Origin of the sequence: Neobacillus sp. YX16, assembly GCF_030123505.1 — a bacterium.
GTDB lineage: Bacteria > Bacillota > Bacilli > Bacillales > Cytobacillaceae > Neobacillus.
This window is the reverse complement of the sequence record NZ_CP126115.1, coordinates 1324819-1341584: the sequence shown is the minus strand read 5'-3', so window position 1 is coordinate 1341584 and position 16766 is coordinate 1324819. Positions and strand designations below refer to the sequence as shown.

The following is a 16766-nucleotide window of genomic DNA, read 5'->3' as shown; positions in this document are numbered from 1 at the left end:
ATAATGAAGCAAATGTTTATTTTTTTTCATTGTGTAACGTTTGCTCTGTAATACCTAGTACGTGATTTACAAATCGAGCTGTTACAAATAGCAAGTCAGATAGCCTATTTAAATATGCCAAAACAAGAGGATTTACATCTTCCCCCAAAGAAACGGCACATCTTTCTGCTCTTCTTGCCGTGGTCCGGGCAACATGGAATGCAGCACCAGCTGGATGTCCTCCAGGCAAGATAAAATTAGTCAATGCTGGGAGTGATTCATTTAGTTCATCAATATGTTTTTCCATTTCTTCAATATCACTTGGATTAAGAGACCACTTTACTTCCTTTCCCTTTGGTGTAGCCAGTTCTGCACCAACATGAAACAGATTTGTTTGTATTTTATGATACACATTCTCTATTAATACTTTCTTTTGAAAAGATTCACCATTTATATAACTTAATGCAAGTCCAATCATTGAATTCGTTTCATCGCAGGTCCCATACGCTTCTACCCGCAAGTCGTTTTTTGCAACCCTTTGCCCATAAATTAAAGATGTCGTTCCTTTATCACCGGTTTTTGTATAAATCTTCATTATATTTCCCCCATTAAAGTTCATTTATCTTAATACTAATATATGTAAGTAACCAAGGGTATTAATTTAATAAAAAAAGGGTCGATAATCGACCCAACAAGTTTTATCTGAGGAGGTATGCCCTAATAAAATGATATTCAATCTACAGTTGTTTGCATTGGACAAATGCCTTTTCTAAACAAAATAGGCTATTTATAATAATGCCAAATTCCCTTCTCCATTTCCTTTTTAATTTTCCCTTGAAATTCAAGATAATCTAGATAACCAATCACTTGAGACATAATGCTGAAAAACTGTTTTTCATACCTATCGTTATATCGTAATTGGGCAACACCACTTGCTGTTGAGATTCCCGATTTGATTATGTTTATGTATTTGCTCGCTTTTTCATCTAACTCTTTAATTCTTTTTTCAATTAATTCATTAGGTGTTTTTATGATCATACTGTGACCGGAATAAACGAGTTCAGCATCTAGTGACAAACATTTCTCTAAAGACAGTTTTTGTTGTATCACGGAATTTGTACGACTCCCATCATAATTTGGTTCAATATAGGCATTACTTGAAATAGTATCGATCAATATGTCACCAGCAAATAGCCACTTACTGTCTTTATGATAAAAGGCAACCTGATCGGGAGCGTGCCCTGGGATTTCAAAAAGTTCAAAACCGAATAGTTGATGATTGGTGAACTCCAGGATTTCGCAATGGATCTTATTCTTCTCACCTAAAATGATAGGATTCTTTAAATTAGCTACTTGTTTCTCCCCCATTTCTTGATATAGCTTTCTAAAAAACTCTGCTCTCATTTTCACGTATTCAATGTCTCTTCTTAATAAGTGTATCGCATAAGGATGGGCATACACGGGAATAGAATGGGTAGATACAATTCGGTTTACTAAACCGATATGGTTTGTATGATGGTGCGTTAACAAAATTCCAGTGATATCAGTAAGTGTGAAACCATGATTCTTTAAGGTCTTTAGTAAGGAATCCCAGCAATCTTCCGTGTTCAATCCAGCGTCAATTAAGATTAATGAATGTTCATTTTTAACTAAGAAAAAGTTATAACTTTTCAATCTATTAGCAGCTGGAACGATAACAGGGAATACTTCTATATTGTTCTTCACAAACAACAAAATCCCCCCTTGATAGTTTAAAAACCTTGGCCCGCGTCTTTACTAAAAGAGGCGGGCTAAGGTGGTACTTATTAAGTAAAACTATACTCGGACACTCGCATCAACACTTAGAGATGCTTGAACTTTAGCTGGTGCTGTTTCTTTATAGAGGAAACAAAATAGGAATGCAAGTGCACCTGCAGCAGCAGCTACATATAATGGTGTCTGAATCCCATACATGTCTGCTAAAGCACCATTAATCATTGGATTTAAGAATCCACCGATCAACTCACCAATACCGATTGTTAAACCGATAGCAAGTCCTGAGTATTGTAATGGAACAGACTCAACTGGAATAACGGACATCGACATACCAATTACACCAGAACCAGCCGAACCCATGAATAAAAGAAGCATCATTAATGGAATTGAATCCACAAAAACGATAGATAGTGGGATGAGTATTAGCAAAAAGCCAGAAACTAATGAAGCTGGTTTACGACCAGTTCGCTCCGAAAGTGTTGGGATTAAGAAACCAAAGATTGCATACCCCACCCCGAATGAAGCCATTACAAAACTCATGGTTGTTTCAGATAAACCTTTTGCTTGCACCAAATAGGTTGGTCCAAAAATTTGGAATGCCATAAGTGTTGTCATCACTAAACTGAAAATAACAACTGATAACCAAATATTACGGTGCTTAAGAACATCTTTAACTTTAATTTTTTCAGTCGATTTTGTAGCATGCATAGCATGGAATTTCACTGGGTCTGGATTCTTTACAGATTTAAGGATGACAAAGCTTAAAATAACCCCTGGTATAATCGTCAAATAAAATGCAGTATGCCAGTCAAAATTTGTTGCTAAGGCAACGATTACTACAGGCGCTAAAATACTGCCGAATAAAGCGTTACTAGTATTCATGGTGAAACCTAAGTTAAATCCTCTACGACGCTCTGACGATTCCATTGCTAAAATCGATTGTGTTTGCGGAATCAGCGGACCTTCTACAATACCCATTAATAGACGTAGTACGAATAACATTGCAAATGATTGTGCTAAACCATGCATTAATGAAACAACTGAAAATGCCAAAACTAAAACCGCTAACATCGATTTCTTACTCTTAACCTTATCTGAAATGAATCCCCCTAATGGTCCAGATACTGACCAAGTTAATGCAAGCGCTGCTCCAAGTAATCCTAATTGCGTGTAGTTTAGTCCTAAATCTACAGAAATCATTGGGAATAGGTAGTTAATCGCTAGGCGGTCAAAGAATACGAATCCAATTGTGAAGAATACGATTATTACTAACTTATTTTCATACGTCCAAAACTTCTTATTTTTCATAAATAAAACACCCTTCCTAAAATCATTATTTTGAAATATAATTCTGAATATTAAGAAAATTTTCGGCGGTTTTATTCTGTCTAACATGTTGCGACTATACCAGTGATGCTCCCGTTTAAAAATGCCAGTGGTAAAGAATTACACACAAACGGAAGTGATCTAACATAGTGTGCTTGGTTTTAACACGATGATCACTTCCATACAAAAAATCTGTTAACATATCAATATTTTTTACTTGGAGCTTAAAAAATCAGCTGTTCGTTTGTAAACATCTTTATATTCATCAAGATGTGTGAATTTACCTAAAAAGCCATGTGTCGCCCCTTCATATCTTTTTAATTTCACATGTACACCACATTTTTTTAACTTCTCCGCAAATAGTTCCCCTTCATCTCTAAATGGATCAAATTCTGCCGTAATGACAAAAGCTGCCGGAAGGTTTTCTAAATTTTCCTCTCGCATAGGTGATACAAGCGGATTATCGGTATCCACATTCCCTAATAGATAGAAGGAGTTAATTTCTGCTAATTGATCGCTCTCTACGAAATAGCCCTTTCCATTTTCCACTAGTGAAGGGTAACGAAATTCACTAAAGTCGAGGTCTAAGGATGGATAAAACAATACTTGCTTCGTAATAGTAAATTCCTTTTTATCACGAGCCATAATAGAAACTGCAGCAACTAAATTACCGCCAGAACTATCTCCAGCAATAGCAAGATTCTTACCATCCCATTTTAATTCGTCTTTATGTTCTGTTGCCCACTTTGTAACATTATAGCAATCTACTAATGCTGCTGGATAAGGATCTTCAGGAGCAAGACGATAACCCACAGAAATAACTTTATAGCCTGATTCTTTGCAAATCGGGCGAACCACTTCATCATGACTTTCTAAATTACCTGACATAAATGCTCCACCATGGAAATACATCAGAAGTGGATAAGAATCTGCTTCTTCATGCGTATAAATTCTGACTGGAATATCCGCTTCAACCGTAGGAATGGTTCTTTCTTCAACTGAATAAACCTGAACACGCTGCTCAACCGGTAAAACGGGTGCATCGAACATTTTTCTATGTTCTTCTGGAATTATTTTTGGCTTAGATTCGGAATGTGGAATGAAATCCAATATTTTTTTTATCTCTGGATGTACAGGCATCTGTGATAACCTCCGTATTTCAATTTGTCCCTTATTTGATAAATAAAGGACAGAATATTCTAATCCTAGCTAATATTCAGACATTTGCTCGGATATTAGTTTTACAACACTTTACTTAAGCATTTTCAAAGAATTCTTTTTCAGGGAAAAAGGTTTCTTCCTTGGCACTATGGAACTGACGAGATAAATTTTGAAATAAATGGCAAACTGGTTTTCTTAGAGTCTCATACTTTTGTAAAGCTTCTGCAATGGAATCAGCTTCTAGTAAACATTCAGCCAATACACCTGCATCTTGAATAGCCATATTTGCCCCTTGGCCTTGATTATGAAGCATTGAATGTGCAGAATCCCCTAGCAAAGTGATACATTCATTGCTCCACTGGTTGATTGGATCGATATCGTATAGCGCACGAATATCCCAATGATCTACATTTTCAGCAATCTTTTGGAGATCAGGATGGTAATTCTTTAACTCTCTAAGCATATCTTCTTTCGGTACGTTCGGCCTTCCAGTCGGATCGCTATGTGGTACGGTAATATCGACGGAAACTTGTTTACGATATTTCAACGGCAACAAATAGATATTGACTTTATCATCCGCAATAATTCGGAGTGTGTCTTCAGTTGCCAATCCATATGTTTCTTCCTCATTTACAAGAGCCCGATATGCATGGTAATGGTGGAAAACCGGCTGAGCTTGGCTGAAAAATAGCGTACGAGTTAGAGAACGAATACCATCCGCACCAATGACCAAATCAGCTTCCACTTTGACACCGTTTTCAAACTCAATTTCTGCATAATTTCCATGACGAACGATGTTTTTACATTTGTGATTCAAATGGAGAAACTCGGATGGAATTGCATTAATTAACGTATCCAGACAGTCTGCACGATGAATCAATCTCGCCCATTTTTCATTTGGATCATCTGTTAATGCTGGCCATTGTTCCTTAAGTACTACTTCCGCTTGATCTGAAAGAATCTCTATTTGGGCGCTTTTATGGGTTACTCTCTCGATTTCCTCCAAGAGGCCCCATTTCTTGAAATAATGGATGGAAGGCGGACGTAAACCTATACCTGCACCTACCTCTGTTATAGCTGCTGCTTGCTCATAGATATTGACATTAAATCCTGCATGGCGTAAAGCTACTGCCGTTGATGCCCCACCAATACCTCCACCGAGAATAGCAATTCTTAAATTTGACTTTGAATTCATAAACATTTCCCTCCTGGACTATTAATTTATATTTGTTTTTCCTCTTACCAAAGCAAATCCTACTGCAGTTCCCACCATTGTTAATGAAGATGAATTTAATCGCTTTCATTTTTAATAGCCAAGATAAAATCTCAACGATTAACAGTGAAAGAAAACTTATAGTCATTGGCTCTATGAACAGCCCTTCTCCAGCCTATGAGTCTATCATTACGCGTGTACAACTTTGTCTCTATTACAAGAACTGGGTCCCCGTCATTGATACCCAAAAGCTCTGCCTCCATACTGGCAGCGCTTGAAGCACAAATTTGGTGATCACCTCGTGAAATGCTAATACCTAGTTCTCTTTCAAGGAGCACGAAGACACTATCCACCTTCTCAACCTCGCGTTTAGTCGGTAGAAAATCCTTTGAGAGTGATAAATGGGTTTGTGACCATACCAATGGTTTCTCTTTAAGCATGATTAAACGGGAGATTCTTAAGACCTTATCACTCGACTCAAGTACGAGGAGTGTGCACAGTTTCTCTGTGGTTAACACCTGTCCAACACTTAATATTTTTGAAGTACTATCTAAACCTTGATCACGAAGAAATCCAGCGAGTCCTCCTAACTCTAACCCCGGGGGGCGGACTGGGAGTTCCTGAACAGGGAATGTTCCCCTCGCCCGCTCTCGATAAACGTACCCTTCATCAGCAAGCTCCTTCAGTGCCTGGCGAACAGGTGCCCGGCTCACGTGGAAGCGCTGAACAAGATCCTGCTCGGTTCTGAAGGGGCGACCAGTCTCACCATTAGCAGCGTGCAGTTCCTCAATCAAAATTTCCTTGATTTGTTTATAAAGGGGCACCGATGAGCTGCGATCTATGGTTAACCTATTGTCGTGCTTAATCATTGCTGCGCAGAATCTCCTTTTGAAAGTCTGGTCTCAAGAATTTTAAGCGGTGCAGCAGTATTCTCCTGCAGGTATTCAAACGTAACACCAGGAGCTAGTTCTTGTACGACAAGACCATCATCTGTCACGTCAATTACTGCAAGGTCTGTATAGATACGATCTACACAACGAGGTGCAGTCAGTGGGTAGGTGCATTCCTCAACTATTTTCGGGACTCCCTTGCTCGTATGCTGCATGCAGAGGAATACTCGCTTTGCGCCGACCGTTAAATCCATCGCTCCTCCAACACGTCCAAGCGGTTTGTTAGGGAGTTTCCAACTAGCAAGATCGCCATACATTGAGACTTGGAATGCGCCTAATATGGCTGCATCAAGGTGGCCGCCGCGGATCATCGCAAATGAGTCTGATTGTGAGAAAAAGCAGCCGCCTGGTTTTAATGTAATTGGTTCCTTACCTGCATTAACCAGGTCCATATCCTCTTCCCCTGGTTCAGGTTTTGGCCCCAGCCCAAGAAGTCCATTCTCACTATGGAGAATAATTTCCCGTCCTTCAGGAATGACATCGGCCACAAGTGTCGGTATACCAATACCAAGATTTACAAACCATCCATCTTCTAAATCTTGCGCTACTCGAGTTGCTAACTCTATCTTTGACCATCCAACCTTCTGTTCATTACTCATTTACTAACACCCTCCCTTCTCTTTGAGGTTCCAATTTAATTAATCGATGTACGTAGACGCTCGGTGTGGCAATGTTTTCTGGATCCAATTCTCCGACTTCTACGATTTCATCTACCTCGGCAATTGTAATCTTCGCTGCTGTCGCCATTACCGGATTAAAATTGCGCTGTGTCTTATTGTAAACAAGATTTCCCCAGCGATCTGCTTTATGTCCCTTGATAAAAGCGAAGTCACCTATGATAGCTTGTTCTAAGACGTGAAGTCGACCATTGAACATACGCGTTTCCTTGCCTTCTCCAAGTTCAGTGTGGGCTGCTGTCGGTGTGTAAAATGCCGGAACACCCGCACCGCCTGCCCGGATACGTTCTGCTAATGTTCCTTGTGGGGCAATTTCTAACTCAATCGTGCCATTCTGAAGACGGGCAATCAAATCGTCAGCGTGTGGACCCACTGGGAAAGAGCAGATAATTTTCTTTACTTGATTATTGCTGATTAGTGCAGCAACACCATCACTAACGGCACCAATATTATTGGATACAACGGTTAGATTCTTAGCTCCTTGCTCTACAAGGGCAGCTATTAGGTGGGAAGGCAGTCCGCTTCCCCCAAATCCACCAACAAGCAACGTTGCTCCATCATGTATATCGGCAATTGCCTTTGCTGTATTTTCATACTTCTTCTGGATCATTTAAATGTTCCTCCTCTCTTCAATATGCAAACCACTAAGTTCTTCATAGTAACCATTCATGGTAACAAAAAACGCGCAAGGCAGGTTTCGTGGATCACCTGTATAACCAATCTCTTTAGCTATTGATTCAAACGGTCCATACAGTTCATGCTGTTGGGCAGGAAGTCCATTCGATAAATGGAGCTTTACCAAATCACTTAATTTAGCATCCATATCAAGACTTGCTTGTAACAATGTGGTAACAAGCTCACCTTCGATTTGTGCACTTTGCAATTCTCCATTGATATTGCGGAATGGATGACCTAAAAATAATCGGTTAGGACGAACTTCTTCTAGCAAACGTTGTACACTTTTGCGATATAAAGTTGGTTCCTCAATCGTTGGCAACCCACTAAAACCTCCATACATTTGAACAGCATCTGCTGCAAATGCCCAATCTAAGTCTTCCAATACAAAGGTCACAGAACCGATTGAATGACCTGGAGTTTCAACCACTCTTAACGTAATATCAGCTCCTAAGTGGATGGAATCACCCTCCACTACCTCCAAGTTCGGTTCGATATAGCCGCCAATATCTGCTGTTAGCATTGCGATATGTTTTTCTTGTATGGCTGGATCGGTGATGTATTTTCCTTGCAGCGACTTGTAATCAACAATTTGTTCATTCTTATCACGCAAAAGTCGAGCTTCAATTTTGGGAATCACGACTTTTGCGTTTCGTCCCGTTTTTTCCCATACTGCATAAGCGCCTCCGAGATGATCGACATGACCATGCGTCAGTAATATCCAACGAATATCTTCTATGCGGATACCATGTTCAGCTAGAGTTGGCTCTATATCTTGAATAGCAGAGATACTAACTCCTGTATCGATAATTGCTGGTTCCGGTGCGTCCACATAATAGGCAAATGCGGAAATTGGACCAAATTTACACTCAATCGGTATAACACGTACAGCACTTGTCATGTTGTTCACCTCTTTTCCTTTGTTACTTATTTGTAACGTCGTACTGTTTAGGAATTACAGGCAATACTAAACGTGATGGGTGATCTCGGTCACGATAGATTTTATGTGTTGTTGCACGACCACTTGGTAAGTGATAGCTATCCGGCGGTAATAATTTTGCATCTTCTCCATCCAGTGGTTCGTTACATGCAAGATCTAATTCAATCCGATGTCCTGATTTTATTAAGAAAGAGAATGGGTATAAGCGAATAGCATACTCGTTAATTTCTCCAGGTGTTACTGGTACCACAGTGTTATGTGGGTGCCATGGCTCACCGTAAGTTGATTTATCTTCATTTAGTTCACGATGAGATGCTTTTAAATAACCTGATGTCATTAACGTACGTTTGCCGTTTGGATCTACATCGTAAAGCTTAGCAATGAAGTTTGTATCATCGGTATCGATTTCTGCATGAATATATAAAGCTCCTGTACCTGTCATCTCTAAAGGCTCTAGGAATTTATCACTCGTCCATTTAATCTTTTCTGATGTTGTTGTAACGGTTAATGGTGCTTGGTAGAAGCCATCCGGATGTGCATATTCAGATGTTAGTGGCTCAGGTTTATCGATAATTTTGTGGCGAGGACGAAGGTAGAACTCTTTCTTTTCCTCATTTGGCAATGGCCAGTGATCTTCTTTACGCCATTTATTAGAACCTTCTACAGAAAATTGCACGGTTGGTTCATCCATAATGCCATTCTCAATGCCTTTTAACCAGTAATCATACCAGCGGAACATTTCATCATGATTTTCATGGAATGGACGCTCTAACATTGGCGGCAGTGCTTGGATATCAAGCTTTTTTATGCCTGCTACTTTGTGGAAGCATTCGATTGTACCTTCAACGTTCCAACCGCGGCCCCATTTTGCTTGGAAGTAGGTTGGGATTGTAACTTTGTGTGCCACCTGTATAGCACTGTTTTCTTGCCAGAATGGTCCATCAAGTGGATTTAATAAGTAATCCATCCATAATTCGTGACGGTCTTGATAATGCAATAGGTGAACAAAATCCGACCAATGTGCGATATCTGGATCGTTTAAGCGCTCTTGTGTTTTTTCTTTGAGCTCTCCTGGAGAGAATACTTTCGAGCTTTTACTTGCTACGTTATTAAATGCGTTACCGCTGTCACCGCCGCGTCCTTCACGAGAAGCACGAGGCATTAACCACATGATGCCGCCGTGATAACAAAGTTCATAAAGATCGAAGTGCCCGCCGTTTGCAAAGATTGCTTTTAAGTGTGGCGGCTGTTCTGCTGCACCTAAAATTTGAACAGAGGCAAAGTATGAAATACCAATCATCCCAATATTGCCATCGCACCAATCCTGTTCAGCCATCCATTCAACGAGGTCATAGATATCTTTACCGTCTCCATGTCCGCCTGAATTGTAGTTACCGCACATCTGACCTTCTGAGTGTCCTGTACCACGTACGTCAGCGATAATATGAGCATAGCCACGTTCGACAACAGCACGGATATCGCCAGCCTCGATGGCACCGTTCCAAAGATGACTTGGACGTGCTTGTGGGGGTAATGTTAACGCTTGTGCTTGCAGTTCCTTTCCATACGGGCTAATTGCAAGTAATGCTGGGACTTTGGCTGCTCCATCAGGAAGGTAGATATCAGCAGCTATATGTATGCCATCACGCATAGGAATGCGTACATCCTTAATGATTCTCATTTATTTCAACTCCTCTGTTTAGTCCTTCTACGTAATTCTATTGATCTGGCAGATGTAACCTTTTATTGAGGACAAATCTTTTGGACTTTCAACACGTTTTGTCTTCAAGGTTCCTCATTGAGGACAAATCTATTGATCTTTCAACGAGTTTTGTCTTCAAGACCCCTCATTGAGGACAAATCTATTGATCTCTCAACGAGTTTTGTCCTAATCACCCTTCTACCGGTGTAAAACAAGGTATAAATGGACCTGGATTATCTTGATCGCCGCTTTGCTTGAATACCACTTTTACCCTTTGATTGATGTGCACCGTATCTAGGTCACAATCAACGATATTTGTCATCATTCTCGGACCTTCATCAATCTCAACGAAAGCAATTGCATATGGGACACCTCTTCGCATCACACTATAGGTGTAAATACTGCCAGTGCCCTTTGCTTCCACCCATGTTGTTTTATCACTCATACAAAAAGGGCATAGCACACGTGGATAATAATGAAACTCTCTACAGGAATCGCACTGTTTGATTAGTAGTTTTCCTTGTGCAGCAGCATCCCAATATTCCTTATTTTCCGGATGAATTTCAGGGATCGTCATCGTTCTATCTTGAAATGTTGTTCCCATTCTTTACACCCTCTCCATGATAAGTGTTGCACTTCCGTGCCGACTTGCAAGTCCCCCGCCAGTACCGTGAGCTAACGCAATATCACAATTTTCAACCTGCACTCGCGGGTGTGCTTCTCCACGCAGCTGACGAACTGCCTCGATTACTTTTACAATGCCGCCTCGACTTGCAGGGTGGTTGTTATTCAACCCGCCGCCATCCGTATTAATCGGAAGCTTACCAATTCCTGAAATCAGGTTTCCATCAGCAACAAACTTGCCGCCCTCACCCTTCTTACAAAAACCTAAGTCTTCAAGCTGCATTAACACCGTAATGGTAAAGCTATCATATATGGACGCATATTTTATATCTTGAGGTGTGACTCCAGCCTCTTCGAAAGCTCTAGGTCCTGACCAAATAGCTCCTGAATAGGTTAGGTCGGTTTTGCCTCCACGTAATCCTTTTGGTGCTTCGCCTGCGCCCATCGCTCTGACAAGTGGACGTTTCAGACTTTTAGCAATCTCAGGTCTTACGATAACTAGTGCACCGCCGCCATCGCTTACAACACAACAATCCAACTTATGTAATGGATCAGCGATCATAGTAGACGAAACAACGTCTTCCACCGTCACTAAATCCCGCAGCATTGCATTTGGATTGTATTGTGCATGATGTGATGCAGCCACTTTGACCCATGCTAATTGCTCGCTTGTTGTGCCGTATTCATGCATATGACGCATCGTAGCCATTGCATATTCATTTACAGCAGTTGGTCCAAATGGAATTTCAAATGGAGTATCTGGAACATTGGCACCAACCAGCTTCTGTTTAACACCACTTCTGCCTTCTGAACGTGGACGTCCTGCCATTGTAATTAATGCAACATTGCATTTACCGGCTGCGATTGCCTGCGCAGCATGGGATACATGGGCAATGTACGATGAGCCGCCCGTGTCTGTACCGTCTACATGACGTACGTTGAGTCCTAAATAATCGGCCATAGACAGCACTCCACCCGGAGCGTCACCAGCACAAAAATAACCGTCTACATCGGAGAAAGTTAATCCTGCATCTTCTAAGGCACCTTTCGCACATTCAGCATGTAAGGCTGCAACGGATTTATCCGGAGCCTTACGTGTTGGATGCTCGAATGCCCCTGCTATATAGGCCTTTCCCTTAATTGTCATCTGTCTTTTACCTCCCGTTGATCCTTTTTCCCTATTAACGAGATTTCTGTACTGTACGTCCTAACAAAGGTTTGATATCTTGCGGTTCTTGCATCGTTAAAAAATTCGTAGGATTGTGTACTAAAAGTTGTTCAATTACTTCTTCACCCACACCAGCTTTACGCAAATCTGGTAAGAACTCTTCGAACAAGTAGTTAACTGAATGTCCTTTTAATCCTGGCCAGCCTAGAGCACAGCAGTTAGCATCCGCTGAAATTAGGGCACGATTGACATAGCCTTTATCAAGGAATCGAAGGAAATGATCCACACGATCTTGACGAGGACGTGACCAATAAGGAGCTCCTTCCATTTCACTGTCATAGCCGATTGTATCGAAGCCTACCCATCCGCCTAGATTGGCAATCAGGTTATCACGGTCTTCGTTGAGATATCCGCCATCATCAGCATGGCCCATAAGGACGCGATCAAGCGGTAATCCTTCTTCATCAAAGATGGCGATTGCTGATTCAGCATCTACACATAAATGGGTAATAATTGGAGCACCCGTTTTTAATGCTGCTCGTGCCGCTGCACGATAGATCCGTTTATCCAGTTCGCTTAGTTTTCCGCCGCGGCTTACACCTACTTTAATTGCACCAGCTTTTGCACCTGTACCGTCAATACCAACCGTAATTTCATGGATGAATAAATCCATTAGATACTCAACTGATTTGTCACGGAAATATGGAAGAGCTGAGTCTCCTGCTACAAAGCCTGTAACAGCAATGATATGAACGCCCGTTCTACGTGAAAGTACTTGGAAATACTCGACATCGCGTCCGTTTCCAATTCCTGTACAATCTACGAAGGTTTTACCACCGTGTTCACGGAAGCGTCGTAACTTTTCAATTGTCACTTCAAAAGCTTCTTCAGGTTTTTTCCACCATTGTGTATCTAAATCACAACCAGGCAGACCAAATCCAATATGCTCGTGCACTGCTATAATTCCTAAATCCTCTATCGGGATTGGACCTAGAACCGTATTTACCTTACCCATCTATTATTCACTCCTCACGATTAGTTTTTCTCTGCTACACCAACGGATTCTTTTTCCGCAGCTACTGATGTATTAACGGTTAATACACGTTGTGGGTTTTCTCCTAAAAGAACACGAACTTGCTCGTCCGTCACTCCTGCTTTCTTTAACAGTGGTATAAATGTTGTTAGTAAGTAATCATAGCTGATATCTTTTGCTTCATAACCTTTGGCAACACCAACCGCATTCGTTGAAACAAGGACGCGATTGCCAAGACCTTCATTAAATAGTTCAGCAATTAGCTGCGCACGCTGGTCATCGTTCACATAGCCTTCGTTTGTAGTCCAGCCAACATGGTCAAACGCCACCATTGCTCCACGACGCGCAACAGCGAATGCTTCTCTACGCTCTACAGCATCGAGACGATCAAGGCCTCCGATGATGACGCGGTTTGCTTCAATGCCTTCCCCTAATAAAATTTCCAGATCATTAACAGCATCTTCGCCATATTGTACAGATACAGGTACTCCTGTTGTCTTAGCTGCTTGTGCAGAACCACGGAAAAGATTGATTTCTTTTTCGGTAATACCACTTTGACTTGCGATTGACGTTATTAATCCAGCTAGGCCTGAACGTTCAATACGTGGTACAACAATACCTTCGGTTACCTCTTTTGCGAACAAATCCGCAAATTGTTCTGCTGACCAGGGTGTAGGCGGATTTTTTTGCGGTGTAACAAAGTAACCGCTTAACATTGGCTCAGGCCCTAAGCCTGTTGATGCTACGATATGGACACCTGTTGTTTTAGAAAGTGTTTCATAAAGTTTTACATCACGGCCATGGAACATACCACTGCGGTCAACGATTGTTTTTCCCCCATTGCGGCGAAATTCAGTAAGCTTTCTTTTTAAGACCTCAAAGATTTCGCTTTTGTCCATGTTAATCTCAGGTGCATATTCCGCACCAGGAACTACAGAAAGAAGTGATTCATGAATAAGAACAACACCTAATTCTTGAGCTGGTACTAGTCCGAGAACAGTACGAACAACATCTGAACTTTTTTCTTGTAAATGATCTAACATTTTAAAACCTCCTTATATATTTGGTTCTTCACCTTAAAGGCGTCGTTGAGGATTTAGTTTTAGAGAGAATTCTCCGAACAGACTGGTCGGTCCAATTAGGGCATGCTATTAAACCTTGCTCTTTTTTTTAATTTTTTATCCCAAACAGACCGGTCGGTCCAATTCTATTATAAATAAAAAAACGATTGATAAAGTGACGGGTTCAAGGATTTAAAATTCCCCTTGAATGCAGCTTTTTTAATGTAATCGCTTTCTTGCGGTGTGATTCAATAATGTAATCTGAGTTGTTAGTAAAATATTATAATATTGTAATACCAAAGTCAAACAATTTTCACTATTTAAAATAAATATAATATTAAATCATTATTTTAATATATTTATAGTTATTTGCAGTACTCTATCATTATTTACCTAAAAAAGCTGTCTTAATGGCCAGTTTTATGGCATTGAGACAGCTTCATCTTTTATTCAAAAATTATTTTTTTGATAATAAAAAGCATTCCTATTTTTTCAGTACTTTCAGTAATTCACAGGAGATTACTTTTAGAGGATCACTTGATTTTTGTGTTAAACAAAGCATTATTGCACCTTCAATAGAAGCAATCATCATGAGAGCAATCGAATTAGCCGTTTCTTTTGAAAATCCGTCTTGTTCTAACTTAGTACAATATATCTTTTGCATTTTCATGTAAAGGTCGGAACAGGCATTTCGAACTGGTTCACTGAGTGAACCTATTTCGCTTACGAGGCTGGTGAATGTGGAAACAACAACCCTGCCTGCTTGTTCAAAGTCGTTAACTAATATATCGATCATCGCCTGTGTGGCTTCTTGAGTCGTTGGATATTGTTTGAAAATATCTATCATATGCGTAGTAATTGTTTCATCAATTGACTTAAGACAAGTAATAAGTAATTCTTCTTTTCCATTTGGAAAATGATGATAAAACGAACCCTTAGAAATGTTACATGCTTTTATTATTTCAGTTACACCTACACCCTTATATCCTTTTTGCTGGAAAAGCGGTGTTGAAATCTCGATTATCTGTAATCTTGTATCCATTTTATAAGAAACTCCTTCATATCAACATTTCTTTTTACTACTATATCACTAAAAATTTCCATACTCCAAGAATTTTACTATATTTGTTTACAACATTTGCTATGATAATATAGGGATTAGGGTTTTGAGGAGGTTCTTACATGGAAGTCATTAAAAAAGGCACGACTATTCAATCATTAGAAGTAGGTATGGGTATTATTGAAGCAATCTCCCAACAAGGCAGGCCATTAAAATTTTCCGATATTCAAGAATTAACACAGATTACTAAAAGTAATCTTTATAAGTATTTAAATACCTTTACACTATTAGGCATCCTGTATCGTTACAAGGATTCGGGAGAATATGTATTGGGGAGCAAGTTGATTGAATATGGGATGGCTGCTGTAGATCAAGAAAATGTAATCGACCGGATTTCACCTTTTATGCATGAAATTAACGAGAAGTTTTCGAATACTGTTCTATTTTCAAGCTGGACCCATAATGGTCCAATGATTGTTAAAGAGTTGAACAAAAATCGAGGGATAAATATTGGCGCTCAAATAGGAACCTTACTTCCTTTATGTTCTGCATCAGGCAAAGTGTTCATGGCCTTTATGGATGAGCAAATGATTCGTGATTGGAAAGAGAAAGAAATTATGCAAATTCCATCAGAAAAGGTAGGTTTGCTTGAAGACGAATGTAAAATCATAAGAGCGAATGAAATTGCCTTCGCAAGAGAACCGCTGGTACCATCGGTGTCATCCGTTTCCATTCCGGTTTTAAACTATAAGAAAAAACTTCTTGGTTCCATAACCGTTGTAGGATTTTCTGAGGTTATTCCTCAAAATGAACATAATGAACTATCTCGTTATTTGATGGATATCAGCAAAGAAATTTCAGGTAGTTTTGGTTATCGATGATAAGCGGGGAATTTCCCCGCTTTTTTTGCATCAAAAAAAGGGCTTACTTCTAATGAAGTAAAGCTCTTTCGTGTTTACCAGAGGAAGCTATGCTAGATTCTCTTTTACATACTGCAACGCTTCTTCAACATGCCCTTTTACTTTCACTTTTCGCCATTCTTTCGCTATTTTACCTTCTTTATCAATGGCAAAGGTAGATCTTTCAATCCCCATATACTCCTTACCAAAATTCTTTTTTAATTTCCAAACCTCGTACAGTTCAGAAACATGATGGTCTTCATCAAATAATAGTAAAAAGGGTAAGTTATACTTTTCAATAAACTTTTCATGTTTACCTATAGGGTCCGGACTGATTCCAATAATCGTGCAATTTAGCTGTGCAAAGTCATTGTGAAGATCTCTGAAGTCACATGCTTGAGTGGTACAGCCAGGTGTCATATCCTTTGGATAAAAATACAATACAACATTTTTACCTTTAAGATCTGACAGTTTTACTTTTTCACCATTACTTGCTAATAGTTCAAAATCTGGTGCTTGCTTCCCTAACTCTATTGCCATAAC

At 40.0% G+C, this 16766-nt stretch carries 17 protein-coding genes; 1 reads left to right on the top strand and 16 read right to left on the bottom strand.

The genetic code is table 11. From position 1 onward, the window contains the following. Positions 1 to 16 precede the first annotated feature (16 nt). The 15 genes from QNH48_RS06540 to QNH48_RS06470 all read right to left on the bottom strand — a co-directional run bounded on the left by QNH48_RS06540 (position 17) and on the right by QNH48_RS06470 (position 15306). Entirely contained in the window at positions 17 to 574 is a 558-nt protein-coding gene (locus QNH48_RS06540) for a cob(I)yrinic acid a,c-diamide adenosyltransferase (protein ID WP_283954268.1), read from the bottom strand. Between the two features lie 188 nt (positions 575 to 762). After that, positions 763 to 1704 carry an MBL fold metallo-hydrolase gene (locus tag QNH48_RS06535; RefSeq protein WP_283955703.1) on the bottom strand — a complete coding sequence of 314 codons (942 nt, stop codon included), beginning with the start codon at positions 1702 to 1704 and terminating at the stop codon, positions 763 to 765. A gap of 90 nt (positions 1705 to 1794) precedes the next feature. Next, complete coding sequence (locus tag QNH48_RS06530; RefSeq protein ID WP_283954267.1) at positions 1795 to 3042, bottom strand: MFS transporter; 1248 nt, start codon at positions 3040 to 3042, stop codon at positions 1795 to 1797. Positions 3043 to 3273: 231 nt separating this feature from the next. Next, on the bottom strand, positions 3274 to 4200 hold the full coding sequence (locus QNH48_RS06525) for an alpha/beta hydrolase (RefSeq protein WP_283954266.1): 927 nt from the start codon (positions 4198 to 4200) through the stop codon (positions 3274 to 3276). 115 nt (positions 4201 to 4315) lie between these two features. After that, positions 4316 to 5416 (bottom strand): FAD-dependent oxidoreductase, encoded by a 1101-nt coding sequence (locus QNH48_RS06520; RefSeq protein ID WP_283954265.1) that lies wholly within the window; start codon positions 5414 to 5416, stop codon positions 4316 to 4318. 131 nt (positions 5417 to 5547) lie between these two features. Further along, entirely contained in the window at positions 5548 to 6303 is a 756-nt protein-coding gene (locus QNH48_RS06515) for a GntR family transcriptional regulator (protein ID WP_283954264.1), read from the bottom strand. Continuing rightward, complete coding sequence (locus QNH48_RS06510) at positions 6300 to 6983, bottom strand: 3-oxoacid CoA-transferase subunit B (RefSeq protein ID WP_133370568.1); 684 nt, start codon at positions 6981 to 6983, stop codon at positions 6300 to 6302. The genes QNH48_RS06515 and QNH48_RS06510 overlap by 4 nt, the downstream gene beginning before the upstream one ends. Next, positions 6976 to 7668: a 3-oxoacid CoA-transferase subunit A gene (locus QNH48_RS06505; protein WP_481858486.1), complete on the bottom strand. Its 693-nt coding sequence runs from the start codon at positions 7666 to 7668 to the stop codon at positions 6976 to 6978. Before QNH48_RS06505 ends, QNH48_RS06510 begins: the two co-directional genes overlap by 8 nt. 3 nt (positions 7669 to 7671) lie before the next feature. After that, entirely contained in the window at positions 7672 to 8637 is a 966-nt protein-coding gene (locus tag QNH48_RS06500) for an MBL fold metallo-hydrolase (RefSeq protein WP_283954262.1), read from the bottom strand. Positions 8638 to 8659: 22 nt separating this feature from the next. Next, a complete protein-coding gene (locus tag QNH48_RS06495; protein WP_283954261.1) occupies positions 8660 to 10357 on the bottom strand; it encodes a CocE/NonD family hydrolase in 1698 nt (565 codons plus the stop codon). Between the two features lie 211 nt (positions 10358 to 10568). Next, complete coding sequence (locus tag QNH48_RS06490) at positions 10569 to 10982, bottom strand: Zn-ribbon domain-containing OB-fold protein (protein ID WP_283954260.1); 414 nt, start codon at positions 10980 to 10982, stop codon at positions 10569 to 10571. 3 nt (positions 10983 to 10985) lie between these two features. Beyond that, positions 10986 to 12149, bottom strand: coding sequence for a thiolase family protein (locus QNH48_RS06485; RefSeq protein ID WP_283954259.1), 1164 nt, complete (start codon positions 12147 to 12149; stop codon positions 10986 to 10988). Positions 12150 to 12183: 34 nt separating this feature from the next. Beyond that, entirely contained in the window at positions 12184 to 13185 is a 1002-nt protein-coding gene (locus QNH48_RS06480) for a phosphotriesterase family protein (protein ID WP_283954258.1), read from the bottom strand. A 20-nt stretch (positions 13186 to 13205) separates the two neighbouring features. Next, positions 13206 to 14246 carry a phosphotriesterase family protein gene (locus QNH48_RS06475; protein ID WP_283954257.1) on the bottom strand — a complete coding sequence of 347 codons (1041 nt, stop codon included), beginning with the start codon at positions 14244 to 14246 and terminating at the stop codon, positions 13206 to 13208. A 502-nt stretch (positions 14247 to 14748) separates the two neighbouring features. Further along, complete coding sequence (locus tag QNH48_RS06470) at positions 14749 to 15306, bottom strand: TetR/AcrR family transcriptional regulator (protein WP_283954256.1); 558 nt, start codon at positions 15304 to 15306, stop codon at positions 14749 to 14751. Positions 15307 to 15446: 140 nt separating this feature from the next. Between QNH48_RS06470 and QNH48_RS06465 the strand changes: the two genes are divergently transcribed. After that, positions 15447 to 16205 carry an IclR family transcriptional regulator gene (locus tag QNH48_RS06465; protein ID WP_283954255.1) on the top strand — a complete coding sequence of 253 codons (759 nt, stop codon included), beginning with the start codon at positions 15447 to 15449 and terminating at the stop codon, positions 16203 to 16205. A gap of 87 nt (positions 16206 to 16292) precedes the next feature. On the opposite strand, the gene bcp is transcribed toward QNH48_RS06465, so the two are convergent. After that, a complete protein-coding gene (bcp, locus tag QNH48_RS06460; RefSeq protein WP_283954254.1) occupies positions 16293 to 16763 on the bottom strand; it encodes a thioredoxin-dependent thiol peroxidase in 471 nt (156 codons plus the stop codon). Positions 16764 to 16766: the final 3 nt, after the last annotated feature.